The organism is Saprospiraceae bacterium (assembly GCA_016709995.1).
Lineage (GTDB): Bacteria > Bacteroidota > Bacteroidia > Chitinophagales > Saprospiraceae > JADJLQ01.
In genome coordinates this window covers 660,071-682,879 of sequence record JADJLQ010000002.1, presented here as the reverse complement: position 1 = coordinate 682,879, position 22,809 = coordinate 660,071, and the positions used below count along the sequence as shown (strand labels likewise).

Genomic DNA, 22,809 nt, shown 5'->3' with positions numbered 1-22,809 from the left:
GCTAAAGAACTAATGGCTCAGCCCAGGCTGGTATTATGAAGCATATACCTAAGGATTTGTAGCTAATATTCGTTCATTGGAAGGTCTGGACCCATCTTTTGTTTCTTTCGCCTGAGTAGAAGCAACTTGACGGAAGGCTTTGGATGAGGGGCTGCGTAGAAAGGTTGGTTCTTTGTGGGAGTTGATCATTAATCTCAAAGATTGGTCATATGAAAAATAATTCCAGGCCCAATTGATCAAAGTCTGCAACCGGTTTTTAAAGCCTAATAATGAAATCAAGTGAATAAACATCCAGATAAACCAGGCAACAAATCCTGAAAATTTAAGGCCGTAGATCTCAGCAACTGCTTTATTACGCCCTACGGTCGCCATGGTACCCATATCATGATATTTAAAAGGTCTCCACTTGGCAAGATCAAATCCTTTATTGAGATTTTTGGCCAGCCTCCATGCTTGTTGTATAGCTACCTGTGCTACCTGCGGCATCGCCGTCACCCCTACCGCCTGATCACCGAGTACATATATATTATCATACCCGGTCACCCGATTGTAAGGATCTACTATGATGCGATTATTTGGCAGGTATACTTCCTGTCTCAAACCATCGATTCGGACAGCTTTGACACCGGCAGCCCAGATCACTGTACTGGTTTGAATGGTACTTTGATCCGATAAGGTAGCCACGGATCCATCATAATGAGCGACTGTCCTATTGGTGAAGACTTCTACACCAAATTTTTCAAGATAGCTTTTGGCTGTAGAGGATGAGCCGGGGCTCATAGCACTCAAGATACGGTCTGACCCTTCGATGAGGAAGATTTTCATCAGGTCAAAATCCACCTCAGGATAATCTTTGGGTAAAATAAATTTTTTCATCTCTGCCAGTGCTCCCGACACTTCGACCCCCGTAGGACCTCCTCCGACCACCACAAACTGAAGTAGTTTTTTTCTTTCTTCATAAGTTTTCGCCAATAATGCATCTTCAAATTTTTTCAGAATCGAATTCCTGAAAACAAGTGATTCCGTCGTTGACTTTAAAGGGAAAGTGTGTTTTTCAAGAGATGGATTGCCGTAAAAATTGGTCTGCGCACCCATGGCCAGCACCAGGTAATCATAGGTGATGTCACCGATGGAGGTCTCCAGGACATGGGTCACAGTATCTATATGGAATACTTCTGCCAGCCTAAAGTGGAAGTTGGGTTTGTTCTGAAATAACTTTCGGAATGGGTAAGAAATCGCGCTAGGCTCTATACCTGCGGTCGCAACCTGGTAAAAAAGCGGTTGAAACTGATGGTAATTATTTTTATCCAGCAGTACGATCTGAAAATCCCGACTAGTCAGTTTTTTGGCAAATTCTATCCCTGCAAATCCCCCTCCGATCACTACTATCCTTTTGCCGTTAGGGGGCGGCAAATGAGGTTCTAATACGCTGTTCATAATATATTTTGTCTTCTGATTCACCCTAAACATACAAGATATATGTATCTGGTAAAATCCGGGGTGGCGGCAAATGTAGGCGCAATAATAATAAGAGGTAGTCCAGTCTAAAAAAATTTCATTTGGCAAAAAATATATTGGATAATGCAATAATAGTACTGGTATCAATATTTACTCACAAAAGAATGAGATTGCTCCGTATTCAGCATATAATTCGTATTTATTTAATATTTCACAATATTATTAAATAAATTGTAAATGTTAAAGGCAATAATGGAATATTATTCTGATGTTATTACAAACCAGTATGGGCACAGATTAGTCTGATCATAGAGCGTAGAGCGCTTATCTTTGCAGCCTCATGTCACAGCCAATAGACCTCCGATCCATGGATCTCGATCAACTCGAGGCCTGGGTCTTATCCATTGGAGAGACCAAATATAGGGCAAAACAAATCTATCAATGGCTCTGGAAAAAAGGGGTAGCTGAAATAGCGCAAATGACCGACCTATCCATGGCATTGAGAGAAAAGCTAGGGTCATTGACGGCATTCAAGCCCATCCAGCTGGACAAATCCCAGGTAAGTACTGATGGTACGATCAAATCCCGGTTTGTCCTGCATGATGGTCCTAAAATAGAGTCGGTGCTCATCCCGGTGGAGCAATCCAAGCGGTATACGGTGTGTGTATCGACCCAGGTAGGCTGTAGTCTGACCTGTAGTTTTTGTGCTACAGGTAAAATGAAACGACTGCGTAATCTGGAGGCTGCAGAGATCGTAGATCAGTTCTTTTTAGTCAATCAACAATCCCTGGAGCAATATGCTACGCCACTCTCCAACATCGTGTATATGGGCATGGGCGAGCCGCTGCTCAATTATAAAGAAGTCATACGTAGTACCCAATTACTCACGCACCATCTGGCGATAGGCCTGAGCCCTAATCGTATTACAGTCAGTACTGCCGGGATCGCCAAAATGATCCGACAGTTGGGGGATGACCAGGTGAGGTTCAACCTGGCACTTTCCCTCCATGCGGCCGATGATATCAAACGCAATGAGATCATGCCGATCAATGAATCTAATAATCTTGAGATCCTCATGGACGCCCTGGAATACTTCTATTACAAGACCCGCAACGATATCACGTACGAATATATAGCCTTCAATAATTTTAATGATACGCTGTTGGATGCCCAACATTTAGTCAGTCTGTGCAAAAGAAACTTCCCAGTCAAAGTCAATATCATTGAATACAATCCTATAGGAGGTGTAGCGTTTGTCAAGACGACCCAGGATCGCCTGGATATATTCACCAATTACCTGTACAAACATGGAGTATATGTGACTGTGCGGCGCAGCAGAGGGAAAGATATCGATGCGGCATGTGGCCAGTTAGCGAATAAGGAGTAGTTTGATAAGGCTTCAACGCTTCTGAAGTTTTGAAAATAATTGCTTGAAGAAAGATACCCCTGCGATTCAATTCACCATCCTGAGATCATACCTAATCAAAAAAATACTTGCCGGTATAATTAATTCAGCCAAAAAAATTTAATTTTAACTATGGCCTACGACGAAAATTTAGCACAGCGCATCCGCAAAAGATTCGCCACCTTATCCAAGGTAGAAGAAAAAGCGATGATGGGTGGGCTCACCTTTATGTATAATGACAAAATGTGTGTGGGCATCATCAAAGATGAGCTGATGTGCCGGATAGACCCAACCATGCATGATGAGATGATAGAGAAACCCGGGTGCCGCCCCATGGACTTCACGCACCGACCTATGAAAGGCTACGTGCTCGTAGATGAGACCGGCATGAAATCACAGAAAGACTTTAACTTTTGGATTGACCTCGCACTGGACTTTAATAAACAAGCGAAGTCGAGTAAGAAAAAGAAGAAATAACGTTGATTCGTATTGTACTGTCAGAATTGAAATGTGATGCACCATCGCAATCCTCAAAATTTCACTCCGATATAATTCCTGCTATAGAGGAGTTCCTTATCATACACTTTTTATGGGTGCGCCTGACCAGGTACACAAAACGCTTGCGTTCCCCCATGCCTGAAAGAAAAATATTTCATTCTGGATGCATATTATCCTACACTCAGTATATATACGGCATCCATCATAATGAAAATCTTAGCTAACTTCATTGATCCAAAAAAAATGAATATGAAAAAAATCACTTTATTACTGGCATTATGTTTTAGTATCAGTATACATGCCCAAACCAAATTTGATGGCATCGGCGTAAACATGGGCAATCTATTTCGTCTATCTGATGCCAGGACCAGGTCTATCAGCCCTGAAAACTTTACTGGTGAAAAAGGCAAAGCAGGAATGGCGACAGAAGGCACCGGCTCCAGGGCATCCCGTGACCTGGGACAGGGATGGAAGGTAAGTCCAAGCGTAAAAATCGCTTCTAAGACCACCTTTACTTTAGCAGAAATCACCGGACCCGGAGCCATACAACACATCTGGATGACCCCTACCGGCAATTGGAGATTTTCCATACTTAGATTTTATTGGGATGATGAAACTGAACCATCCATAGAAGTACCGGTGGGTGATTTTTTTGGAATGGGATGGTGTAAATATGCGCCTTTGTCTTCCCTGGCTGTTACCGTCAATCCCGGTAGCGCATTCAATTGTTATTGGCCAATGCCATTCAGGAAAAAATGCAAGATCACTATGGAGAATATAGACGAAAAAGATATGATCTTGTATTACCAGGTTGATTATTCACTTACCGAGGTAGCGCCGGATGCAGGCTATTTTCATGCACAATTCCGCAGGACCAATCGATTGCCCTACAAATCAGTCTATACTTTGGTCGATGGCATAAAAGGAAAAGGGCATTATGTCGGCACATATATAGCTTATGGATCTCTGGACAATGGATGGTGGGGTGAAGGTGAAATCAAATTTTATATGGATGGAGATCAGCAATGGCCGACCATTGCAGGCACAGGTACAGAAGATTATTTCTGCGGGTCCTACGATTTTGACACCCGTACTAAAAACGCCGCCGGGGTAGAAACAGTAGACTATACCGTTTTCAATACGCCCTATGCGGGCATGCACCAGGTGATCAAAGGAGATGGTCACTACCAGATCACCCAACGATTTGGATTGTACCGATGGCATATCACCGATCCTATCAGATTTGAAAAAGATCTCAAAGTGACGATTCAGGCCTTAGGCTGGCGCAGTGATGGAAGATATCTACCGCTTCAGGACGATATAGCGTCCACGGTGTTTTGGTATCAAACGGAACCTCATACCAAATATCCGGCCCTACCTGAAAAAGATCTGTTGGAGGTAAAATAAAGTCCCGGATCAAGAAGCTACTATTCTTCTTTCACTCCTACAAAATACACCCACTGGTCTGCCAACTGAATCGAAAAAGTCAATAGTTTATGATTGTCGGCCAGGATAGAATTCTTCCAGCTACCTGCCGGATCACCACGATAGAATAATAGTGATTGATCTGCTGTATCTGTTTGCAACGTGATGCCAGGGTATTTTGAGATTTGCCTATCCGGATTAAATCGGGTGAGTACAAATTCGTATTCAGAGGAGTTTGATTTAAGTACTTGCAGAAAGGGCAGTTTGTCTTCAGGCACTACAGCACAACTTATATCTAATAATCGATTGGTAAGATATTTGCCTTCTAAAACACCCTGATCAGCGCTTTGATCCTTAGCACAAGCAAAAAACAAAGTCAGGAAGCATATGCCTATCATTCTATTCATATAACCATAGACGGAGGAATAACCCAAAGTAGTTGGGTTTAAACAACTAAAAACTACAAATTGGCTTCCGGCCGGTTGATAAAAAGACCTTTTGCCCACCACTCTTTCCAGCCGGCTGGTTCTCGTTTTAGTCGATCTACCTCTTCTTTAACGGCATGTTCTATGAGTTGTTTTTCAGCCCGAATGCGGGTCTGCGCTTTAAATGTATCGATTTCATTTTCCTGAGATATTTTGTATTGTGTAGAAGTGGCCAGGATCGAAGTCAATTGTTTATGATTCATCTCGAATACATGTTCGTGTTTGTGCAATAGATAATCATAGGGGCTGCGGGCAGAAATCAGTTTGGTAAAGATTGGAGCTGTTTCAATGGCGATAAAAAGCAACATGATAAAAAGGCTGGCTATCCAGATTGCCTGACTGTTGGCAGCTAGTCGGGACAGGGCATCTATCCTGGAGGCAAAACCACCGAGGCCAGCTCTATTTAATCCATGGATGTCTGCAGTCATAGACTCTTGTGTAGCTTTTATGGTAGCCTCTTTGTCATTGATCAATGGCTGATATTGTGCGATCAACGTTTTTAGTTCAGCATCTGCCTGGTCTGCATCCTTTTTTTGGCTTTGTAGATAGGACCCAGGTTTTTTTGTTTTGAGCCTCCGGTGCCATCAGCTTCTTGCTGAGCGATGGCGGCCAGTTCATCTCGTTTGATTTGTTTGACTTGTATCTCTGCTTTTAGTGAAGCGATCTCGCTTTGGAGTGCCAGGGTCTGACTTTGATAGCGATCCTGTACTTTGGATTCCTGGGTTTTGTACACCTCCTGCTCCATGCTGATGAGCTCTGCATTGATCTCTTTTTCGAATATTTTTAATTCCAATGGTTTGGAAATGACGATTGATATGATGACTGCCAGCACAAGACGAGGCAAAGCGGTCATAAAATCACTGCCAAAAGTGCCACGCCTTTTCATCGAGGATACGATATACCGATCCAGGTTAAATATCATGAGCCCCCATACCAAACCGAAAGCAATGGCCCCTCCCCAACTATCAAAGACAGTATAGATCGCATAACTCGCCGAGATCATCGCCAGCAAGCCAGTAAAAAAAATCGTAGCACCGATACCTATATATTTATTGATATCGGTGGGGCTTTTTTTGAGAATGGTAGCATTGGCACCGGAGCACATCAGGAAAAACTGTTCGATGGAATTCATGTTTAAGGTTTAAGCAATTTTAAACCCCAAGGTATCAGTCTAAATTGTGCAGATGATAAATTATTCGACGGAAAGGAAGTTTTGAACTATGACTTTAGGATATTCTTAGCTTATACTCAACATAGTATAACAAATAATTCACATAACTCCATGCCATGATGTTGTTGAATAATAATTTTATCCAAGCAAGGCCTGGTTTCTGAATTCAATGCATTTGGTTACTAAATAAGAAATATCTTCATGGCAAAAATCTAATCAATGAAATTCTTAATTTTATCTTTTGTGTTTTTATTTACTCTTCCGATAGCGATGCAGTCACAATCCAATCTCACTTCAACCAACAAGCCTAAAAATTTACGCCACGTAGTCCTGTTCAAATTTAAGGACGCCAGTTCGGCGGAGGATATCAAAAAAGTAGAGACCGCTTTTGGAGTTCTGCCCTCTAAAATAAGTCAAATCAAAGGTTATGAGTGGGGCACGAACAACAGTCCTGAAAATCATAATGAAGGCTTTACCCATAGTTTTGTGCTCACATTTACATCAGAAGCGGATAGGGATGCCTATCTGATACATCCGGAACACAAAGCTTTTGGTAAAGTATTGGGTCCACACCTGGATAAAGTGTTGGTGATTGACTTTTGGGCGATGAATTGAGGCTTATCACAAATTTAGATCCTTGTCAGTTTAAAAATTCTTTAATAGGTTTAAACCTATTTCTTTACGGTTCAGCATGGATCCTACTACCAGACAGATGGGTTATTACCAATTGATACACGAGGCCAAAAGGTTAAAAGTAAGACTATGCAGGCAACGATTTATGATGTTAGAAGTTCTATCATAAACATTATTTCCCTACGGGATTAATTGACGGCATCTAAAAATTTTTATACCGTAAGTTTACGGTTCAGCATGGATCCTACTACCAGACAGATGGGTTAATACCAATTGATGCACGAGGCCAAAACGTTAAAAGCAAGCACTATGAAGACAAAGATTTAGTAGGATTAAAATGTACGTGTTAAGCAAAAGTCCTGAATTGATTCCGGAGGCTTCCAGCACGGATCCGAATGTTCCGATTTAATCCTTTAATAAAAGCTGCGGGACTATTTTTTATCCTGCTTAGCGAATACTTTCTTGAGTAAATCAGAAGTACGTAGGCTGATGTCTTTGCGGATACCGATTTCTTCCTTAGCGATCATGGCAAAAAGACCATTGAGTGCCTGAGCTGCAACATAATCGTCCAATTTTGGATTGGTTTTCTTTACTAAAGGTATTTTGTTGTACGCGGTCACTGCTGTCTCCCAATAATCTGCGGCATGCACTTCGTTGAGCGCATCCAGGATAATCGGTTGAAATTCTGAATATAACGGTGCATAGGTATGCTGATTAAGATAAAAGGTAGCAGATGTATCCGCACCCATCAATATATTGGTCGCATCCTGAAAAGTCATTTCTTTTATTGCTTTGACAAATATCGGCTTAGCTTTTTGCGCAGCAAGTTCTGCAGCGCGGTTGACCCGAAGGGTTAAGTTTTGCTCAAGGTCATTAAATCCAGGCACCATCTTGAGTTTATTGATGACATTGGTAGCCTCTGCAGGCAAAAATATTTTATAAGGGCTTTGATAATAGCCATCGACCTGGCTTAAAAGATCAGATCCTTTGCTGATACCATTGTTAAGCGCTTCTTTGAGACCTCCTCCGATCTCTTCTATGCTCAAGCCAGTACTTAATTTGGGGAGTTTTAGCTTTGAAAACTGTGCGCAAGAGGCAATCGCCATAGACAATGCAATCATCAGAAATAAGAATTTTTTCATATGGTCTAAATTTACACTATTCAACGCCACAATAAGCGATTTAGTTAGTTATAAAAGTATTAATACTCTGATTTTACTCTTTAAGGACGCAAGCTGGATCAAATCGTCACAAAGTGATTTCAACAAAAAAACGATCGATCTGAACTGGCAGCACTGGAAACTGTTTGCTGATCCGGACAGTGACAGTAAGTACCATATTGGATAGGAGTTTTATTCGTTGGCAGATCCTGGCCGCTACCGGCTCTAATAATTTGGAGGTCTGGGCCATCTCCAGGGTGCAGATATTTAAGATCTCTTCGTAATTGACCGTGTCTACCAATTCGTCATGAATGGGGCCTTCAAAAGGGTTAAACACTATATATACATCGAGGACAAATTCTCTACCGGTCAAACGCTCTACTTCGTAGTAACCATGATGGGCAAATAACCTGATCCCCTCTATCCCTATCTTTTGATTCATTCTACGGCTAAAGATAATATTCTCACGTTGGGTCTCCCATACGAATGCTTACTTTTGTAATCCATTCATCTTTTAAGACCACCAAATGAAAAGGAGTGCAAAAGAAGACCGTTATCAACACCATGATTATTACCAGGTAGATGATTTGCTTAGTGAAGATCATCTACTGGCCAGGCAGGTCATTCGTGATTGGGTCAAAAGAGAGGTAAGTCCAATCATTGAGGACTACGCCGAAAGAGCTGTATGCCCTACCCATTTGTTTAAAGGGCTTGCAGAAATCGGAGCTTTTGGTCCCAGCCTGCCTAACGAATACGGAGGCCAGGGCATGGACGAAATAGCCTATGGGGTGATCATGCAGGAACTCGAACGCGGTGATAGCGGGGTACGCTCGATGGCATCCGTACAGGGATCTCTGGTCATGTACCCAATCTATAAATACGCCAGTGAAGCACAAAAGAAAAAATATCTCCCCAAATTGGGAAGCGGAGAGTTGATCGGTTGTTTTGGACTGACAGAGCCAGATCATGGATCGGACCCCGGGGGTATGACCACCAGGATAAAAGAGGAAGGAGACCACTATATCCTCAATGGATCCAAAATGTGGATTACCAACTCTCCAATTGCCGATCTTGCGGTAGTCTGGGCTAAAGACGAATCAGGGCTCATCCGAGGCATGATCGTGGAAAAAGACAGCAAAGGCTTTTCTGCCCCGGAAATTCATGGCAAATGGTCATTAAGAGCCTCTATCACCGGTGAATTGGTGTTTGAAGATGTCAAAGTGCCTAAGTCACAGGTGTTTCCCGAAATCAAAGGACTTAAAGGGCCCCTGGCTTGCTTGTCAAAGGCAAGGTATGGCATCGCCTGGGGTGCTATCGGAGCTGCTTTGGATTGTTATGATGCAGCACTGAGATACTCCAAAGAGCGCATCCAGTTCGACAAACCCATCGGTCAATTCCAATTAACTCAAAAAAAACTCGCTGAGATGATTACAGAGATCACCAAAGCTCAATTGTTGGCCTGGCGCCTGGGAGTCCTCGCCAACGAAGGCAAAGCCTCGCCTGCACAAATATCTATGGCCAAAAGAAATAATGTGCATATGGCCCTCACTGTAGCCCGCGAATCAAGGCAAATCTTCGGAGGCATGGGCATCACCAACGAATATCCTATCATGCGTCATATGATGAATCTTGAGACTGTGCTCACCTATGAGGGCACTCACGATATACATCTATTGATTACCGGCATGGATGTAACCGGCTTGAACGCATTTTCGTGATTCTACCAGTAAAGATGTGGAATGTCGTACGAGGTGGACCGTATATAAATTATTCCCTGATTCTATCAGTCAAGCTCATGTTTTTCTACAATAATTACTCAATTTCATAGCTCACCCAAGTGAGGAGTTTTATATTGTTAAACATTCCCCTATTTTTGCACCATACATGAATAATATACTTTCGCGTTTCGGTATTTATTCCTATTGCTTTTTATCACTCATTGCACAGGCTTATAGTCAGTCAAAGACGGTGGATTCGATACGACTGGTCAATGCCTCTTTTGAAGACACGCCTAAACAGAGCTCACCCCCTATGGGCTGGACTGATTGTGGCTTTACCGGGGAATCTGCTCCTGATGTACATCCCAGCAATTTCTGGCAAGTGAGTAAACCTGCTTTTAATGGCAGAACCTATATGGGACTGGTAGTGAGGCATAACGATACCTGGGAGCGAGTGAGCCAGATGTTAGAATCCCCACTCGTAGGGGGTCAATGTTACAATTTTAGCATCTATCTCTCTAGTTCCGAGCAATACCGCAGTGGAACCAATAACCGGGACCTGCCCATCCCAATGCGCTTGAATGACACAGTTTACAATTTTGACATTCCAGCGGTGCTCAGGATTTGGGGAGGCAATATATCCTGTGGCCGATCAGAATTATTGGCAGAAAGTGATCCGGTGGACCATTTTGAGTGGAAACAATACAGTTTTAGGATCAAACCCAAGACTAACTATAAATACATCATGTTGGAGGCTTTTTTTAAAACTCCCGTCCTTTTTCCATATAACGGGAATATACTTCTGGACAATGCCTCCGCCTTTGTACCGGTGCCTTGCAATGCCCCTGTCGAGCCGCCTAAAACTACCGCTGCAGTAGCCAAACCGAAACCTCCTGTTCTGCCAGCTCCTGCAGTTACTCCTCCAGCCAACCAGTCATCAGCACATTTTGTTCCCAAACCCAAAGTGGGGGAAATCATCAAAATAAATAATTTATATTTTACAGCCAATAGCGATAGTATACCACCCAACAGTTTGAAAGCGCTGGATGATATATTCGATTATCTGATGCTCAATCAGACCCTGGTAGTTGAAATCGGGGGACATACCAATGGTCTTCCTAAAGATGATTTTTGTGATAGTCTTTCTTTGCTCAGAGCTAAAGCTGTTGCGGAATATCTGACAGTAAAAGGCATCCCAAAAGAGCGTATGACCTATGTAGGCTATGGTAGACGCAAACCGGTAGACACTAACGCTACGCGGGAAGGCAGGGCCAAAAATCAGAGGGTGGAATTAAAAATCCTCAGCTCCTAGTTTGATCGTTCAGAGTTCGACCACTCCTATTGATTTGGCAACAGGTTTTGAAGTACCGCTTGTGCTGCGTGGATGCGATTTTTAGCTTGTTTGATAACTAGGGAATAATTACTATCCAATACCTCATCCGCTATCTCCAGGTTGCGGCGGGTGGGTAGACAATGCATAAAATAACCCTGATCGGTCAAAGCCATCTTTTGATCCGTGATCATCCAGGAAGGGTCCTGAGTCAATATCTTGCCATAATCATGGTAGGCGCTCCAGTTTTTGGCGTATACAAAATCTGCTCCTGACAGGGCTTCATCCTGATCATACATGATTTTGGCTCCTGCGGTAAATTGAGTATCCAATTCATAGCCTTGAGGATGGGTGATCACCAGGTCGTATTCGTAACCCCGTGCCCACTGTGCAAAGCTATTGGCTACAGCTTGTGGCAGGGCACGTATATGAGGTGCCCAGGTCAATACCACTTTGGTTTTCTTTCTTTCCTTTTTGCGGTATTGTTCCAGGGTAATCATATCGGCTAGGGACTGGCAGGGGTGTAAGGTCGAAGATTCCAGGTTCATGATCGGTACAGTCGCGTACTTTGAAAACTGGTACATAACCTCCTCACTGTAATCCCGGTCTCTGTCTGCCAGCCCGGGGAAGGATCGAATGGCTATAATATCCACCATCTGGCTCATCACGGCAGCAGCTTCACGTACATGCTCCGCTTTATCTGCATTCATGATGGCTCCATCTTCAAATTCTATTTTCCAACCCTGGTCGGCATTCATCGTGATGACTTGCATGCCCAGTCTATAGGCAGCTTGTTGGGTACTCATGCGCGTACGCAGGCTGGGATTAAAAAAAACCATACCCAGCGTTTTATGTCTGCCTAAAGATTCGTATCGGAATGGATCCGCACTATGACCCAGGGCAGCCTGTAATAAAGCCTCCTTGTCTGGGACATCATGTATAGAAATAAATCGCTTCATTATAATGTATTAGAGGATAGATGTACAAAAAATGGGAAAGGATACAGGGCTTATCGAGCCTTGCTCACCGGCCGGAAGCCGGGAGTTTTATCCGAAATCGATCTCAGCACTGATCTTATTTTTTCTGTCAACTGGTCTACCTGGTCTATCTGTATATTTAAAGCCGGCAATAATCTGAGTACATTGGCATCACTTGAAGAACCTGTGAAGACCCGTTCTTTAAATACTAGTTGTTTTCTGAGTTCGGCGATGGCATTTTCAAACTGTACGCCTACTAGCAGGCCTTTGCCTCTGACTTCTCTTACCTCAGGGATATGGGTCATCTCTGCCATCAGATATTCTCCGACCTGGGCGGCATGCGCTATAAGATCATCGTCTTCGAAGATCTCCAAAACAGCCAAAGCTGCAACACATGCCAGGTGATTGCCACCAAAAGTAGTGCCCAATAAGCCATATTTAGGTTTTATATCCGGATGGATGAGTACGCCCCCTATTGGAAATCCATTGCCCATGCCTTTGGCCATTGTGATCATATCAGGTTCGATACCCTCGTGGTGTTGAAAAGCAAAAAACTTTCCACTGCGACCATAGCCACTTTGTATTTCGTCCAGTATGAGCAAAGTCTTTGTTTTTTTACAGGCTTGCTGCAATGCTGTCAAAAACTCACCGGAAGGAAGGTGGATACCTCCAATGCCCTGGATGCCTTCCACGATCACACAAGTATATTCTTCGGTCATGATGGCTGCCACACTGGATTCGATATCATTGAGCTCACAAAAAGTGACTTCAAATGTTTTGTTGATTTCCGACTTGATCTTAGGGTCATCGGTCACATTGCAAGCAGCGGAGGTGCGTCCGTGGAAACTTTTTTTAAAGGAGAGTACCTTTTTGCGTCCATTTTGAAACGAAGCGAGTTTAATGGCATTTTCATTGGCTTCAGCACCACTGTTGACCAAAAACAATTGATACTGATCGCATCCACTCATCTTACCGAGCTTGGTCGCAAGTTCTTTTTGAAGTGAGTTGATGATACTGTTGCTATAAAATCCAAGTTTTTGAAGTTGTTTGGTCAACCGTTGTACATAATGCGGATGAGAGTGGCCCACCGAAATCACCGCATGGCCACCATAAAAATCCAGGTATTCTATGCCTTTAAGGTCATATACATAAGAACCACGACCTCTCACCGGCTCGATCTCGTAGAGAGGATATACATCGAATAAATTCATGGGACGAAATTAGGTATTTTTAAGAGAGACCGTACTGATACTATGGAATTTATTACGCAGAGACTCTAGCAGTTCCGTCATATGTTTCAGTACACACCTTTCCGGCATAAAGGAATTATCCATGAGTTAGTATCTTCGGGCTTTAAGCAATAATACGATGTCAGAAAACACTAAAATATTTATCAGTCGAAGAATACCGGAGTATGGTATCAATCTCCTCAAAGCAGAAGGATATGATCTTACGATTTGGAAAGCCGACTATCCAATCCCACAGGATGAACTGATAGCAGCCTGCAAAAATGCCGATGTCTTATTAAGCCTGGGTGAAAACAAAATCGATCCTCATTTTTTGAATGAATGTAAGCATCTCAAAATGATCTCACAGTTTGCAGTAGGCTATGACAATATTAATATACCCGAGGCCACCCGCCTGGGTATACCTGTAGGCAATACTCCCGAGGTGCTCAGTGATGCTACGGCAGATATAGCCTTTGGCCTGATGATCGCTGTTTCCAGAAAGTTTTTTTTCAATTATAAAAAAATCATTGATGGTGGCTGGGGAGCTTTTCAGCCCACTGCGCATCTCGGCCAGGAACTGCAAGGCAAGACCCTGGGGATATTTGGGCTTGGAGCGATAGGTATGGTCATGGCCCAACGATGCAAAGGCGCATTTGATATGAAGATCATCTACTGTAATCGCAGTCGCAATGAACAAGCAGAAAAAGCATTAGGCGCTCACCTCGTAACATTCGATGAATTATTGGCTCAGAGTGATGTATTGTCCGTGCACAGTGTATTGAGTGACGAAACCCGAGGCAAATTTGACAAAGGAACTTTTAGCAAAATGAAACCAACTTCCATTTTTATCAATACAGCCCGAGGAGGGGTGCACAATGAGACCGATCTGATCGAAGCACTGACTTTTGGTACTATCTGGGGAGCCGGACTCGATGTGACCAATCCCGAGCCCATGGATAAGAACAATCCCTTATTGTTGATGGAGAACGTGTGTGTATTGCCTCATATAGGATCTGCGACCATGGAGGCCCGGGATGGGATGTCGAGATTGGCTGCTGAAAACATCATCTCTTATCTGAAAAGTGGGACGATACCACATTGTGTCAATCCGTCTGTGTTAACGTAAGTTTGAATTCATACTTGATCAATTTATCCGGATTCATCGCTGATTTTAAACCCCTGGGCAAATAGTCCCAAAACTTCGGGATTGTTAGGCTTCCTTAGGACTTAATATGGAATGCTGTAAAAGGGGCACATAATGAAATTGCTTTGCAACTCTAAAATCATTCCAGTTCCCACACCATCAAATGGCTTGAAAAATCTACCCATTTACAAAACAGGTCATAGGTTCGGTTCTGAGGCCACATAGCTTCGTTAGTATAAACTCCGAAAAGTATATTTCTAAAAACAGCATCATAATTTCTCCTTATCCAGCCCTTTACATCTTTATGTTCTTCAAAATCAGGAATGAGGTAAACATCAGGCTCCATCATATCTTCTGACAGTTGATTCATTTCGATATCTGCCCAATCAAAAAAAGGTTTTTTTAGTTTGACCACTAGAGCGCATCGATGGGAAAGATGGTAAGCTTTTTTTTTATTTGCCATGATCGATTTATTTCACTTCATTGATCTCTAATACTACACTTTTCCTCCTAAGTGATATATTGGGATTAAACCCTATGGACATCAAAAAATCGCCGGAATAGGTCACCGACTCCTCTATCATAGACCTGGTCCCTGGATAGAGATTGAGCTCTTTGATACGGTATCTTTTATTAGCATCTAGTCCTTTTAGTTTTATAGGCTCGACCGTATAATTATAATCATATCTATTGGTCGTGAGATAATTAAACATGACAGCCCTGGACTTTGTATCATCTACAAACATCAAAGAGGCATAATCTGCTTCAAATGGATTGACCATACGATAGAGATCACCATAATTGACAATGGCTTTGATATTGTTATAATCTGAGATGGCCTGCTGAGCAGATTTTAAATCATTTTCACTCAACTTGTCCACTACGATGTCAAATCCCAACTTACCCATCATAGCTACATCACATCGATATTTCATACCGGCATTACTCCAGTCGGTGACATGATTACAATGGGCGATCGCAGGATAATAATAAGAGTTTTCCCACTGGATATAGACGCGCTCTATAGGATCCGTATTGTCACTGAGCCAAAACTCTGTGAAGTATTTTAAAGCTTCATAATCTACCCGACCTCCGCCGCCAGAACATAACATCATGTTTACTTTGGGATATTTCGCCCTGATACGATCCAATACCTTGTAGAGTCCTTTGACATAGTCTACATATAGTTTGGATTGTTTTTGATGGGTCCTTTCGAGATATTGAGAATGAGCATTATAGATGACGGCATTGCAATCCCATTTGATAAAAGCGATACCGGGATTTTTGGTAAATAAGGTATCCAATACTCCGAAAACAAAATTTTGAACAGCGGGATTGGTCAGGTCGAGGACCAGTTGGTTTCTGAAATACTGTTCGGGACGCCTGGCTTCTTTGATGACCCAATCAGGATGTTTTTCGTACAGCTCACTATTAGGATTGACCATCTCCGGCTCGACCCAGATGCCAAATTTTACACCGGCGGCTGTCGCTTCTTTGACAAGATAGCCGATGCCATGAGGTAGTTTTTTTACATTTTCCTGCCAGTCTCCGAGGCCTGCATTATCTCCATTACGTGGGTATTTATTTGCAAACCACCCGTCATCCAGTAGAAACATATCCACACCTAGTTTTTTTGCACCTTTAAATAGTCCGACCAATTTGTTTTCATCAAAATCAAAATAAGTCGCCTCCCAATTATTGAGCAGGGTCATACGAGGTCCTGCTCCGTCCATAAGCCGGTATCTCCTGGCCCAACGATGCAGGTTGATGCTGGCTGGTCCCTTGCCTTTGTCAGAATAAGTATAGATAAACGAGGGGGTTTTAAATTCTTCTTTTGCTGCCAGGGGATATTCGGAAGCATGTGGATTGATCCCTGCCAGTAGTCTGAGATGGTGGTAAGAATCGACTTCAAAGTCAAGTTTGAAATTGCCTGACCAAGCCAGTTGGCCAAGCAAGACACTGCCTTCTTCTTCAGTAGCAGGCCTATCAAATGAAAGCTGAAAAGTAGGAGCTGCATACAAATCAGCACGTGTGCCTAGCTTAGAGTCTATTGTCTTGATACCATGGGTGAGTTTTTCCTGTTCAGGCCTCATCTCCTGTGCCCAGGTCCCATGATAGCTGGTGAGATAATAATCGTTGGCGATCAAATACAAGTTGGCAGAGGCGTATTTTTCGAGTTCAATGCCTGAGGTACCATTATTTTTGATGGTAGTCCACTGTTCAATGACATTTTCCAGGGCATAGGTTTTGTAGTTTAAAGTGACTTCTACGGGATAGACTTCATCTTTTAGTTTGATGGTTGTTAGGCTGACATTGTCATCGATCTTCTGAGTGGCATGTGATAGATATTTAAGCTCCAGTGAGGTATTGTCATCAGCGTGGGTGACCTGGAGGGCAGGTTCTACCAGATTGGTGGAACCACTCGAACTATATGCATTATTATATACACCGGCATTGCCATCATTCATTCGAGTCTGAGAGACAATAAGGCTATAGTCGCCTGGCTGGTGGAGTCGTTTTCCAAAATAAGTGGTGAGTAGCCGGTTAGATTGGTCAGTGGCCAGGATGAGGGCATTGTCTTTGGTTTCTATGGAGATGAGGATGGGCGCTTGGCTGAACGCTGTACCGACAAACACTATCAACGTTAAAAAAACAATATATTTCTTAAATAAGGAATGGTCTAACATAGGTAATAAAAAAGTTTACTTTAAGACAATAGTGAGTTACGCCAATAATGGTCTCAAACGGAAAGATACTACTTATTTATTTTTAGTTTAAACTCCTGTAAAAGGTCAGCAGTTTTAACACAGCGAGTATATCCGGCATATGCTAATCCTTTAATAAGTTTTAAATCACCTGTCCATATTCGTCCTTGAACATATTCATTCAATGCTACAAAATTCGTATCATCTTCATCTATATGTTTACATAATTTTTCAGCGTAATAATATATTTCGTCCTGTAAAATTCGATGGTCTATAAACGTAACGTGCCCGAATAAAAGTAAAAAGATATCATCGAACTTACTCTCATTGTATTTTGCAATTATCTTGATTTTTGACTTGTACTTAAAAAGCTCTTCCTTTAAAAAATCCGGAGCAAAAAACTCATAGAATTGTCTCCCTTCAATAAGGATCATTCCTATATTGCTATTGGTGTTTAACATTCCACTAAATCCAATATTGGTATCAATTACTATTTTGGGCATGTAACCCTAACGATTTTTTAGTTCTGGCCCAACGGCCTTTTTTTCCTAGCTTTACTAGATTAGTCACTTCATTTTGGGTGACAGTTGATGTGCTGGTTAGTTCAACATATTTGATATAATCCAGGATGTCTTGAATACGCGATGCCCCTATATTATCGCTTAAGTAGATTAATAATTGCTTATTCTTTCTCTCAACTCTCATTTTTCAAAAATACTATAATCTTTTTAATAATTGCAAATTTCCTAAAAAAGGGTCGTGGATATTATTTGAAAAACTATGTAAATATTGATTATTTAATCCTTGAAAAAAGAAAAAATAGGTTGGGTAGATTGAGTTTCACAAAAAAGATAATTTACACTGGGCAAGATAGGCACTAGATACGGGCTAAGCCGATTAGTATATTTCGCAAAAACAGAAGTCAAGAGCGGCAAGCAAGGCAGCACTTAAGACTTGTATTTCTACTGTCCCCGCCTTTGCTAAAGCTACAAGAAATTATTCTGATTGCTAGTTTTGGAAAAACCCTTTGACCAAACTGTTATTCTTCCCATCTACTTCTTTCTTTTTCTCATGCCAAAATGCTTCAGCAAAGTCACTTCTTTGTCAGTCAAATGCCTGAAATGTCCTCTGGGGATGTCTTTTTTATTCAAGCCGGCATAGGCTACCCGGTCGAGTTTAGTGACCTCGTAGCCGAGGTGTTCAAAGATGCGACGGACTATTCTGTTTTTGCCAGAATGGAGAGTGATGCCGACTTCATTTTTAGGAGCACCATCGATATGGGAGACCTGATCAACTTCTGCTGGTCCGTCTTCGAGCATGATGCCCTGTGCGATGCGTTCCAGGTCGGTGAGTGGAACATTTTTATCAAGGATCACATGATATATCTTTCGGACCTCACTGCTTGGATGACTCAAAGTTTTGGCCAGATCACCATCATTGGTCAATAATAATAAACCCGTCGTCATCCGATCCAGTCGACCTACGGGATATACTCGTTCCTGGATTTTCATAGCCACTAAATCGAGGACGGTTTTGCGACCTTTTTCATCTTTGGAGGTAGTGATGGTATCCTTGGGTTTATTCATCAGCAGGTATACCATATTAGTCTCAGGCTTGAGGATCTTACCCTGGTATGTGACCCTGTCTTTAGGTTGGACCCGATATCCCGGTTCCAGGACTTCGTTGCCATTGACCCATACTTTGCCATTTTTTATTAGTTCGTCTGCAGCGCGTCGGCTGGCAAAACCACATTGAGCGACATATTTATTTAGCCTGATATCTTCCTCATCGCCATGAATGCTGGAAGGTGTTGGTGGTGCAACCTTGGCTTTTTTGGTATTTTTTCTGATCAAAGTATTTTTCTATTAGTCTGGCTCAAATCCCAGGATGATACTAAACTTACCATAGCTACCCAGTTTGCCTTTAGAAGCTTCCGGCACTATTTTATCAAAACCAAAACCATAATCAAATCCTAAAAGTCCAAACATCGGCAAGAACACCCGCATACCCAAACCTCCGGTTCTTTTCAATTCAAATGGGTTGTAATTTTTGCTTCCTATCCAGGCATTACCCCCTTCGAGGAAACTTAAGAGAAATATAGAGGAACTCGGATTGAGGGTCAAAGGAGATCGAAGCTCCATAGTAAACTTATTGAATATGGTAGCACCACCATTAGAAGCCTCATTGGCTGCCAGGTCAGCTACCTCATATCCGCGAAGTGCGAGGATGTCCCGACCGGTGACCCCATAGTTTTGATTGCTGAGGCCGTCTCCTCCGAGTTCGAATCGTTCGAAGGGCGTGAGGCCCACCTTTTTATTATAGAAACCCAGGAGGCCCATTTTGGCCTGCATTTTGAGTACGAGCTTACCGATAAGCGTAGCGTACCACTGTGCATCCAACCTCCATTTATGATATTCTACCCATTTGTATAGTTCCTGTGGGGTTCCATCCGTATTGGGGGCTTTGCCCAGCAGCGAATACGGAGGCGTCAAAGCAATGGTCAACGAAATATTGGTACCAAATCTTGGGAACAAAGGGTCATAAATCGTGTTACGGGCAAATGTTTGTTTAATACTAAAGTTATTATAGCTACCGCCGAGGATAGGCTGACGAGTGCGAGGATCTACGAAAGACCTGTCTGAACCCAGGCTACCGCTGATATTGATATTCTCGATATTGAGGGTAGTATTAGTAACAAAATTGTCATCAGGCCATCGAAGCTGTGAGCCCAAACCGATGTAACCCCTGGCTATCTGTAATTTACCTAAGCCAAACAATTCCTGATTAAACTTGGTCAAAAAGGCTCCAAGCGTGAAGGAATTGGCTTTTTTGCCTCCTAACCAGGGTTCAGTAAAGGAGAAATTGTATGATTGATAAAACTTGCCATTGGATTGACCCCTGAGCGATAACTTTTGGCCATCACCGGTAGGCAGCGGATCCCATTGTTTTTTATTGAAAAGGTTGCGAACTGCAAAATTGTTAAAAGTCACTCCCAGCGTACCAATGACACCCTGGAAACCTCCCCAGCCAGCAGACAATTCCAATTGGTCAGAAGGTTTTTCTTCTACGGAGTATGTAATATCTACAGTGCCTCGTTCTGGGTTGACATCAGTACCGATATCTACTGTTTCTTGATTGAAGTAGCCCAGATTGATGATCTGCCGTTGGCTACGGATGATATTGGATCGGCTGAATTTTTCGCCTGGTCTTGTCCTAAGTTCGCGCCTGATGACATGCTCATGCGTACGATCATTGCCTACGATGCTCACTTTGTCTATGGTGGCCTGTGGTCCTTCGTAGATGCGCATTTCCAGATCGATACTGTCACTATTGATGGATACCTCGACTGGTTCGACCCTGAAAAACAAATACCCATCATCCATATACAAGCTACTTACATCGCTTCCATCCTGGCTAAATCGAAGCCGTTGGTCTAAAAGTTCCTGGTTGTAGATATCTCCTTTTTTGATTCGTAAATAAGCATTGAGTTGTTTCGCTTCATGGATTGAGTTTCCTTTCCAGGTGATGTCACCAATATAGAACCGAGGGCCTTCGTCAATAAACAATTCGAGCTTTAGTGCTCCATCTTCCGTACGCCATACACTGTCTTTGGCTATGCGCGCATCTCTAAAGCCAACTGTGTTGTAATACTTGATCAGTTTTATTTTATCTTTTTCGAAGTCAGCCTTGACGAGTTTAGATTTGCCGAAGATTTTTCCTTTTTGCTTGGTATCAGACATCTTACTTCTAAGCTTTTTATCTGTCACCTGGACATTGCCATTGATGATGATTTCATCTATTTTAACTCGCTCTTTAGTATCTATTTCAAATTCCAAGACTACGGCGTTGCGCATCTTGGTATCCCTTTTTTCAAGTACTTTGACCCCAACATCATAATATCCTTTATCCCGAAAATACGATTTGATCTCGTTGATTGCAGTTTGTTTTTTACTCTCATTGACCACATCATTTTTGCCGACGAACCGCTTTAGTTTATTATTGAGTTCCTCATGTTGTGATTTTTTGATCCCGGTATAGCTATAGCGAGCCAGGCGAGCTTTTTCTTCCAGGTGAATTTCGAGGTCCATCACGGAGCCATCGATGCCGGCATTGATGATATCTACTTCAGTAAAAAGTTTCAGATTCCAAAGAGAACGAATTGCTTTTTGAATTTCAGGTCCAGGCACCGTGATTTTAGAACCGCTTTTGAGCCCGGTGACCCCTATGATCGCATTGGCATCACTATTGAAGGTGCCGGTGACAGTGATCTTGCCTATCTCATAAGGCTTAGCAAGATCATAATCCATAAAAGGAAGTACAGTGTCTTGCTGGCTGTATGATACTACGGTTGCGAAGAGCAGGAAGATAGCGAAAAGCAAAAATTTACTGAATATTTTCATTGTAACACCGTGATGGATTTGATATAAACGATTTCGATTTTCAATCATTCCCTGAAAGATTGTCTTTTTAACATTGTTTTAATTGTTTGCTTTATGCTCAGTAATCAATTGTTCTGAAGTCTTGCCAAACCTGCGTTCGCGATGCTGAAAAGAAGCGATTGCGGTCCAAAAATCTTCTTTTCGAATATCCGGCCAATAAACCGGTGAAAAATAAAGCTCAGTATAAGCGCACTGCCACAACAAAAAGTTGCTCAACCGCTGCTCTCCACTGGTACGAATCATCAGATCCGGATCAGGATAGTCTTTGGTGGTGAGCTCTGCCCGGATACTTTCCTCTGTGATGTCATCGGGAGAAATGAACCCTTGGGCTACATTCAAAGAAATGCGTTTGGTGGCTTCAGTGAGTTCCCAACGCGATGAATAATTGAGGGCAAGTATCAGCTGCATACCTGTATTATGTGCGGTGTCTGCTATCCCTTTCATCAAAGCATCGTAGGAGGCCTGAGGTAATGAATGAAGGTCACCAATAGCCTTTAGCTGAATGTTATTATCATTTAGTGTCTTCACTTCGACTCCAATGGTTTCAACCAACAAAGACATGAGTGCATTAACCTCAATGGCAGGTCTGTTCCAGTTTTCAGTAGAAAAAGCATAGAGAGTAAGGTATTTAATACCGATCTCAGCCGCTGCTTCCGTACACTCCCTGACTGCTTTGACCCCATTGTGGTGGCCAAAGATCCTGGGCATGCCATGATCCTGGGCCCATCGACCGTTGCCATCCATGATGATCGCCACATGTTGTGGGAGCTTGGTGGTATCTATTTCTGATTTGCTGGCCATGCCTGTTTCTAAAGAAATTGGGTGCAAAAGTACTTAAAATACAGATGGTTACCATAAAAATTTTACGGAAGGCTTGAATCAATGTGGTTATCAATTGTTAGCTGGAAGGTAATAACATGGGCTTAGGATTACATGAACAGATTTTGGAGAAGCTTTCAAAAAAAATTACAGTTATTAATGCACCTCCCCTGAGTACGGCCTATAGATTATTTAATCGATTAAGTATTATCT

At 42.5% G+C, this 22,809-nt stretch carries 19 protein-coding genes and 1 pseudogene; 7 read left to right on the top strand and 13 right to left on the bottom strand.

Annotation, left to right across the window (positions count from 1 at the left end; genetic code table 11):
• Nucleotides 1-48: 48 nt before the first annotated feature.
• Nucleotides 49-1,437 (bottom strand): NAD(P)/FAD-dependent oxidoreductase, encoded by a 1,389-nt coding sequence (locus IPJ09_17245; GenBank protein ID MBK7373154.1) that lies wholly within the window; start codon nucleotides 1,435-1,437, stop codon nucleotides 49-51.
• Between the two features lie 361 nt (nucleotides 1,438-1,798).
• Here IPJ09_17245 and rlmN point away from each other — a divergent pair, with 361 nt between their 5' ends.
• From rlmN to IPJ09_17230, 3 genes are all read left to right on the top strand, one after another.
• Nucleotides 1,799-2,845, top strand: coding sequence for a 23S rRNA (adenine(2503)-C(2))-methyltransferase RlmN (gene rlmN / locus IPJ09_17240; GenBank protein ID MBK7373153.1), 1,047 nt, complete (start codon nucleotides 1,799-1,801; stop codon nucleotides 2,843-2,845).
• Nucleotides 2,846-2,995: 150 nt separating this feature from the next.
• Complete coding sequence (locus IPJ09_17235) at nucleotides 2,996-3,340, top strand: TfoX/Sxy family protein (protein MBK7373152.1); 345 nt, start codon at nucleotides 2,996-2,998, stop codon at nucleotides 3,338-3,340.
• A gap of 270 nt (nucleotides 3,341-3,610) precedes the next feature.
• Nucleotides 3,611-4,768, top strand: coding sequence for a DUF2961 domain-containing protein (locus tag IPJ09_17230; GenBank protein MBK7373151.1), 1,158 nt, complete (start codon nucleotides 3,611-3,613; stop codon nucleotides 4,766-4,768).
• A gap of 20 nt (nucleotides 4,769-4,788) precedes the next feature.
• Here IPJ09_17230 and IPJ09_17225 read toward each other — a convergent pair whose 3' ends face one another.
• Together IPJ09_17225 and IPJ09_17220 are read right to left on the bottom strand one after the other, a co-directional pair.
• A complete protein-coding gene (locus IPJ09_17225) occupies nucleotides 4,789-5,220 on the bottom strand; it encodes a hypothetical protein (protein ID MBK7373150.1) in 432 nt (143 codons plus the stop codon).
• Nucleotides 5,221-5,246: 26 nt separating this feature from the next.
• Nucleotides 5,247-6,403: pseudogene (locus IPJ09_17220) on the bottom strand (DUF4407 domain-containing protein).
• Nucleotides 6,404-6,661: 258 nt separating this feature from the next.
• Here IPJ09_17220 and IPJ09_17215 point away from each other — a divergent pair.
• Nucleotides 6,662-7,057, top strand: a complete 396-nt coding sequence (locus IPJ09_17215) for a Dabb family protein (protein MBK7373149.1) — start codon at nucleotides 6,662-6,664, stop codon at nucleotides 7,055-7,057.
• A gap of 449 nt (nucleotides 7,058-7,506) precedes the next feature.
• Here IPJ09_17215 and IPJ09_17210 read toward each other — a convergent pair whose 3' ends face one another.
• Together IPJ09_17210 and IPJ09_17205 are read right to left on the bottom strand one after the other, a co-directional pair.
• A complete protein-coding gene (locus IPJ09_17210; protein ID MBK7373148.1) occupies nucleotides 7,507-8,217 on the bottom strand; it encodes a DUF4197 domain-containing protein in 711 nt (236 codons plus the stop codon).
• A 106-nt stretch (nucleotides 8,218-8,323) separates the two neighbouring features.
• A complete protein-coding gene (locus IPJ09_17205; protein ID MBK7373147.1) occupies nucleotides 8,324-8,677 on the bottom strand; it encodes a dihydroneopterin aldolase in 354 nt (117 codons plus the stop codon).
• Between the two features lie 85 nt (nucleotides 8,678-8,762).
• On the opposite strand from IPJ09_17205, the gene IPJ09_17200 reads away from it, so the two are divergent.
• Together IPJ09_17200 and IPJ09_17195 are read left to right on the top strand one after the other, a co-directional pair.
• Complete coding sequence (locus tag IPJ09_17200; GenBank protein ID MBK7373146.1) at nucleotides 8,763-9,953, top strand: acyl-CoA dehydrogenase family protein; 1,191 nt, start codon at nucleotides 8,763-8,765, stop codon at nucleotides 9,951-9,953.
• A gap of 166 nt (nucleotides 9,954-10,119) precedes the next feature.
• On the top strand, nucleotides 10,120-11,265 hold the full coding sequence (locus IPJ09_17195; GenBank protein MBK7373145.1) for an OmpA family protein: 1,146 nt from the start codon (nucleotides 10,120-10,122) through the stop codon (nucleotides 11,263-11,265).
• A 26-nt stretch (nucleotides 11,266-11,291) separates the two neighbouring features.
• On the opposite strand, the gene IPJ09_17190 is transcribed toward IPJ09_17195, so the two are convergent.
• On the bottom strand, nucleotides 11,292-12,242 hold the full coding sequence (locus IPJ09_17190; GenBank protein ID MBK7373144.1) for an N-acetylornithine carbamoyltransferase: 951 nt from the start codon (nucleotides 12,240-12,242) through the stop codon (nucleotides 11,292-11,294).
• A 50-nt stretch (nucleotides 12,243-12,292) separates the two neighbouring features.
• Nucleotides 12,293-13,471: an aspartate aminotransferase family protein gene (locus tag IPJ09_17185; GenBank protein MBK7373143.1), complete on the bottom strand. Its 1,179-nt coding sequence runs from the start codon at nucleotides 13,469-13,471 to the stop codon at nucleotides 12,293-12,295.
• A 157-nt stretch (nucleotides 13,472-13,628) separates the two neighbouring features.
• On the opposite strand from IPJ09_17185, the gene IPJ09_17180 reads away from it, so the two are divergent.
• On the top strand, nucleotides 13,629-14,615 hold the full coding sequence (locus tag IPJ09_17180; protein ID MBK7373142.1) for a D-glycerate dehydrogenase: 987 nt from the start codon (nucleotides 13,629-13,631) through the stop codon (nucleotides 14,613-14,615).
• Nucleotides 14,616-14,772: 157 nt separating this feature from the next.
• On the opposite strand, the gene IPJ09_17175 is transcribed toward IPJ09_17180, so the two are convergent.
• From IPJ09_17175 to IPJ09_17150, 6 genes are all read right to left on the bottom strand, one after another.
• The gene (locus IPJ09_17175; protein ID MBK7373141.1) at nucleotides 14,773-15,096 is read right to left on the bottom strand and encodes a hypothetical protein; all 324 of its coding nucleotides are present in this window, start codon (nucleotides 15,094-15,096) and stop codon (nucleotides 14,773-14,775) included.
• Between the two features lie 7 nt (nucleotides 15,097-15,103).
• The gene (locus tag IPJ09_17170; protein MBK7373140.1) at nucleotides 15,104-17,320 is read right to left on the bottom strand and encodes an alpha-galactosidase; all 2,217 of its coding nucleotides are present in this window, start codon (nucleotides 17,318-17,320) and stop codon (nucleotides 15,104-15,106) included.
• A gap of 68 nt (nucleotides 17,321-17,388) precedes the next feature.
• Nucleotides 17,389-17,841, bottom strand: coding sequence for a hypothetical protein (locus tag IPJ09_17165; GenBank protein ID MBK7373139.1), 453 nt, complete (start codon nucleotides 17,839-17,841; stop codon nucleotides 17,389-17,391).
• A gap of 549 nt (nucleotides 17,842-18,390) precedes the next feature.
• A complete protein-coding gene (locus IPJ09_17160) occupies nucleotides 18,391-19,191 on the bottom strand; it encodes an rRNA pseudouridine synthase (protein ID MBK7373138.1) in 801 nt (266 codons plus the stop codon).
• 12 nt (nucleotides 19,192-19,203) lie between these two features.
• Nucleotides 19,204-21,738, bottom strand: coding sequence for an outer membrane protein assembly factor BamA (gene bamA / locus IPJ09_17155; GenBank protein ID MBK7373137.1), 2,535 nt, complete (start codon nucleotides 21,736-21,738; stop codon nucleotides 19,204-19,206).
• 78 nt (nucleotides 21,739-21,816) lie between these two features.
• Nucleotides 21,817-22,578, bottom strand: a complete 762-nt coding sequence (locus IPJ09_17150; GenBank protein ID MBK7373136.1) for an isoprenyl transferase — start codon at nucleotides 22,576-22,578, stop codon at nucleotides 21,817-21,819.
• Between the last annotated feature and the right edge of the window lie 231 nt (nucleotides 22,579-22,809).

Bases quoted from the DNA above. Each gene is read 5' to 3' on its own strand.
- IPJ09_17245 (MBK7373154.1), bottom strand. From the start codon at position 1,437: ATGAACAGCGTATTAGAACCTCATTTGCCGCCCCCTAACGGCAAAAGG.
- rlmN (MBK7373153.1), top strand. From the start codon at position 1,799: ATGTCACAGCCAATAGACCTCCGATCCATGGATCTCGATCAACTCGAG.
- IPJ09_17235 (MBK7373152.1), top strand. From the start codon at position 2,996: ATGGCCTACGACGAAAATTTAGCACAGCGCATCCGCAAAAGATTCGCC.
- IPJ09_17230 (MBK7373151.1), top strand. From the start codon at position 3,611: ATGAAAAAAATCACTTTATTACTGGCATTATGTTTTAGTATCAGTATA.
- IPJ09_17215 (MBK7373149.1), top strand. From the start codon at position 6,662: ATGAAATTCTTAATTTTATCTTTTGTGTTTTTATTTACTCTTCCGATA.
- IPJ09_17210 (MBK7373148.1), bottom strand. From the start codon at position 8,217: ATGAAAAAATTCTTATTTCTGATGATTGCATTGTCTATGGCGATTGCC.
- IPJ09_17205 (MBK7373147.1), bottom strand. From the start codon at position 8,677: ATGAATCAAAAGATAGGGATAGAGGGGATCAGGTTATTTGCCCATCAT.
- IPJ09_17200 (MBK7373146.1), top strand. From the start codon at position 8,763: ATGAAAAGGAGTGCAAAAGAAGACCGTTATCAACACCATGATTATTAC.
- IPJ09_17195 (MBK7373145.1), top strand. From the start codon at position 10,120: ATGAATAATATACTTTCGCGTTTCGGTATTTATTCCTATTGCTTTTTA.
- IPJ09_17190 (MBK7373144.1), bottom strand. From the start codon at position 12,242: ATGAAGCGATTTATTTCTATACATGATGTCCCAGACAAGGAGGCTTTA.
- IPJ09_17185 (MBK7373143.1), bottom strand. From the start codon at position 13,471: ATGAATTTATTCGATGTATATCCTCTCTACGAGATCGAGCCGGTGAGA.
- IPJ09_17180 (MBK7373142.1), top strand. From the start codon at position 13,629: ATGTCAGAAAACACTAAAATATTTATCAGTCGAAGAATACCGGAGTAT.
- IPJ09_17175 (MBK7373141.1), bottom strand. From the start codon at position 15,096: ATGGCAAATAAAAAAAAAGCTTACCATCTTTCCCATCGATGCGCTCTA.
- IPJ09_17170 (MBK7373140.1), bottom strand. From the start codon at position 17,320: ATGTTAGACCATTCCTTATTTAAGAAATATATTGTTTTTTTAACGTTG.
- IPJ09_17165 (MBK7373139.1), bottom strand. From the start codon at position 17,841: ATGCCCAAAATAGTAATTGATACCAATATTGGATTTAGTGGAATGTTA.
- bamA (MBK7373137.1), bottom strand. From the start codon at position 21,738: ATGAAAATATTCAGTAAATTTTTGCTTTTCGCTATCTTCCTGCTCTTC.
- IPJ09_17150 (MBK7373136.1), bottom strand. From the start codon at position 22,578: ATGGCCAGCAAATCAGAAATAGATACCACCAAGCTCCCACAACATGTG.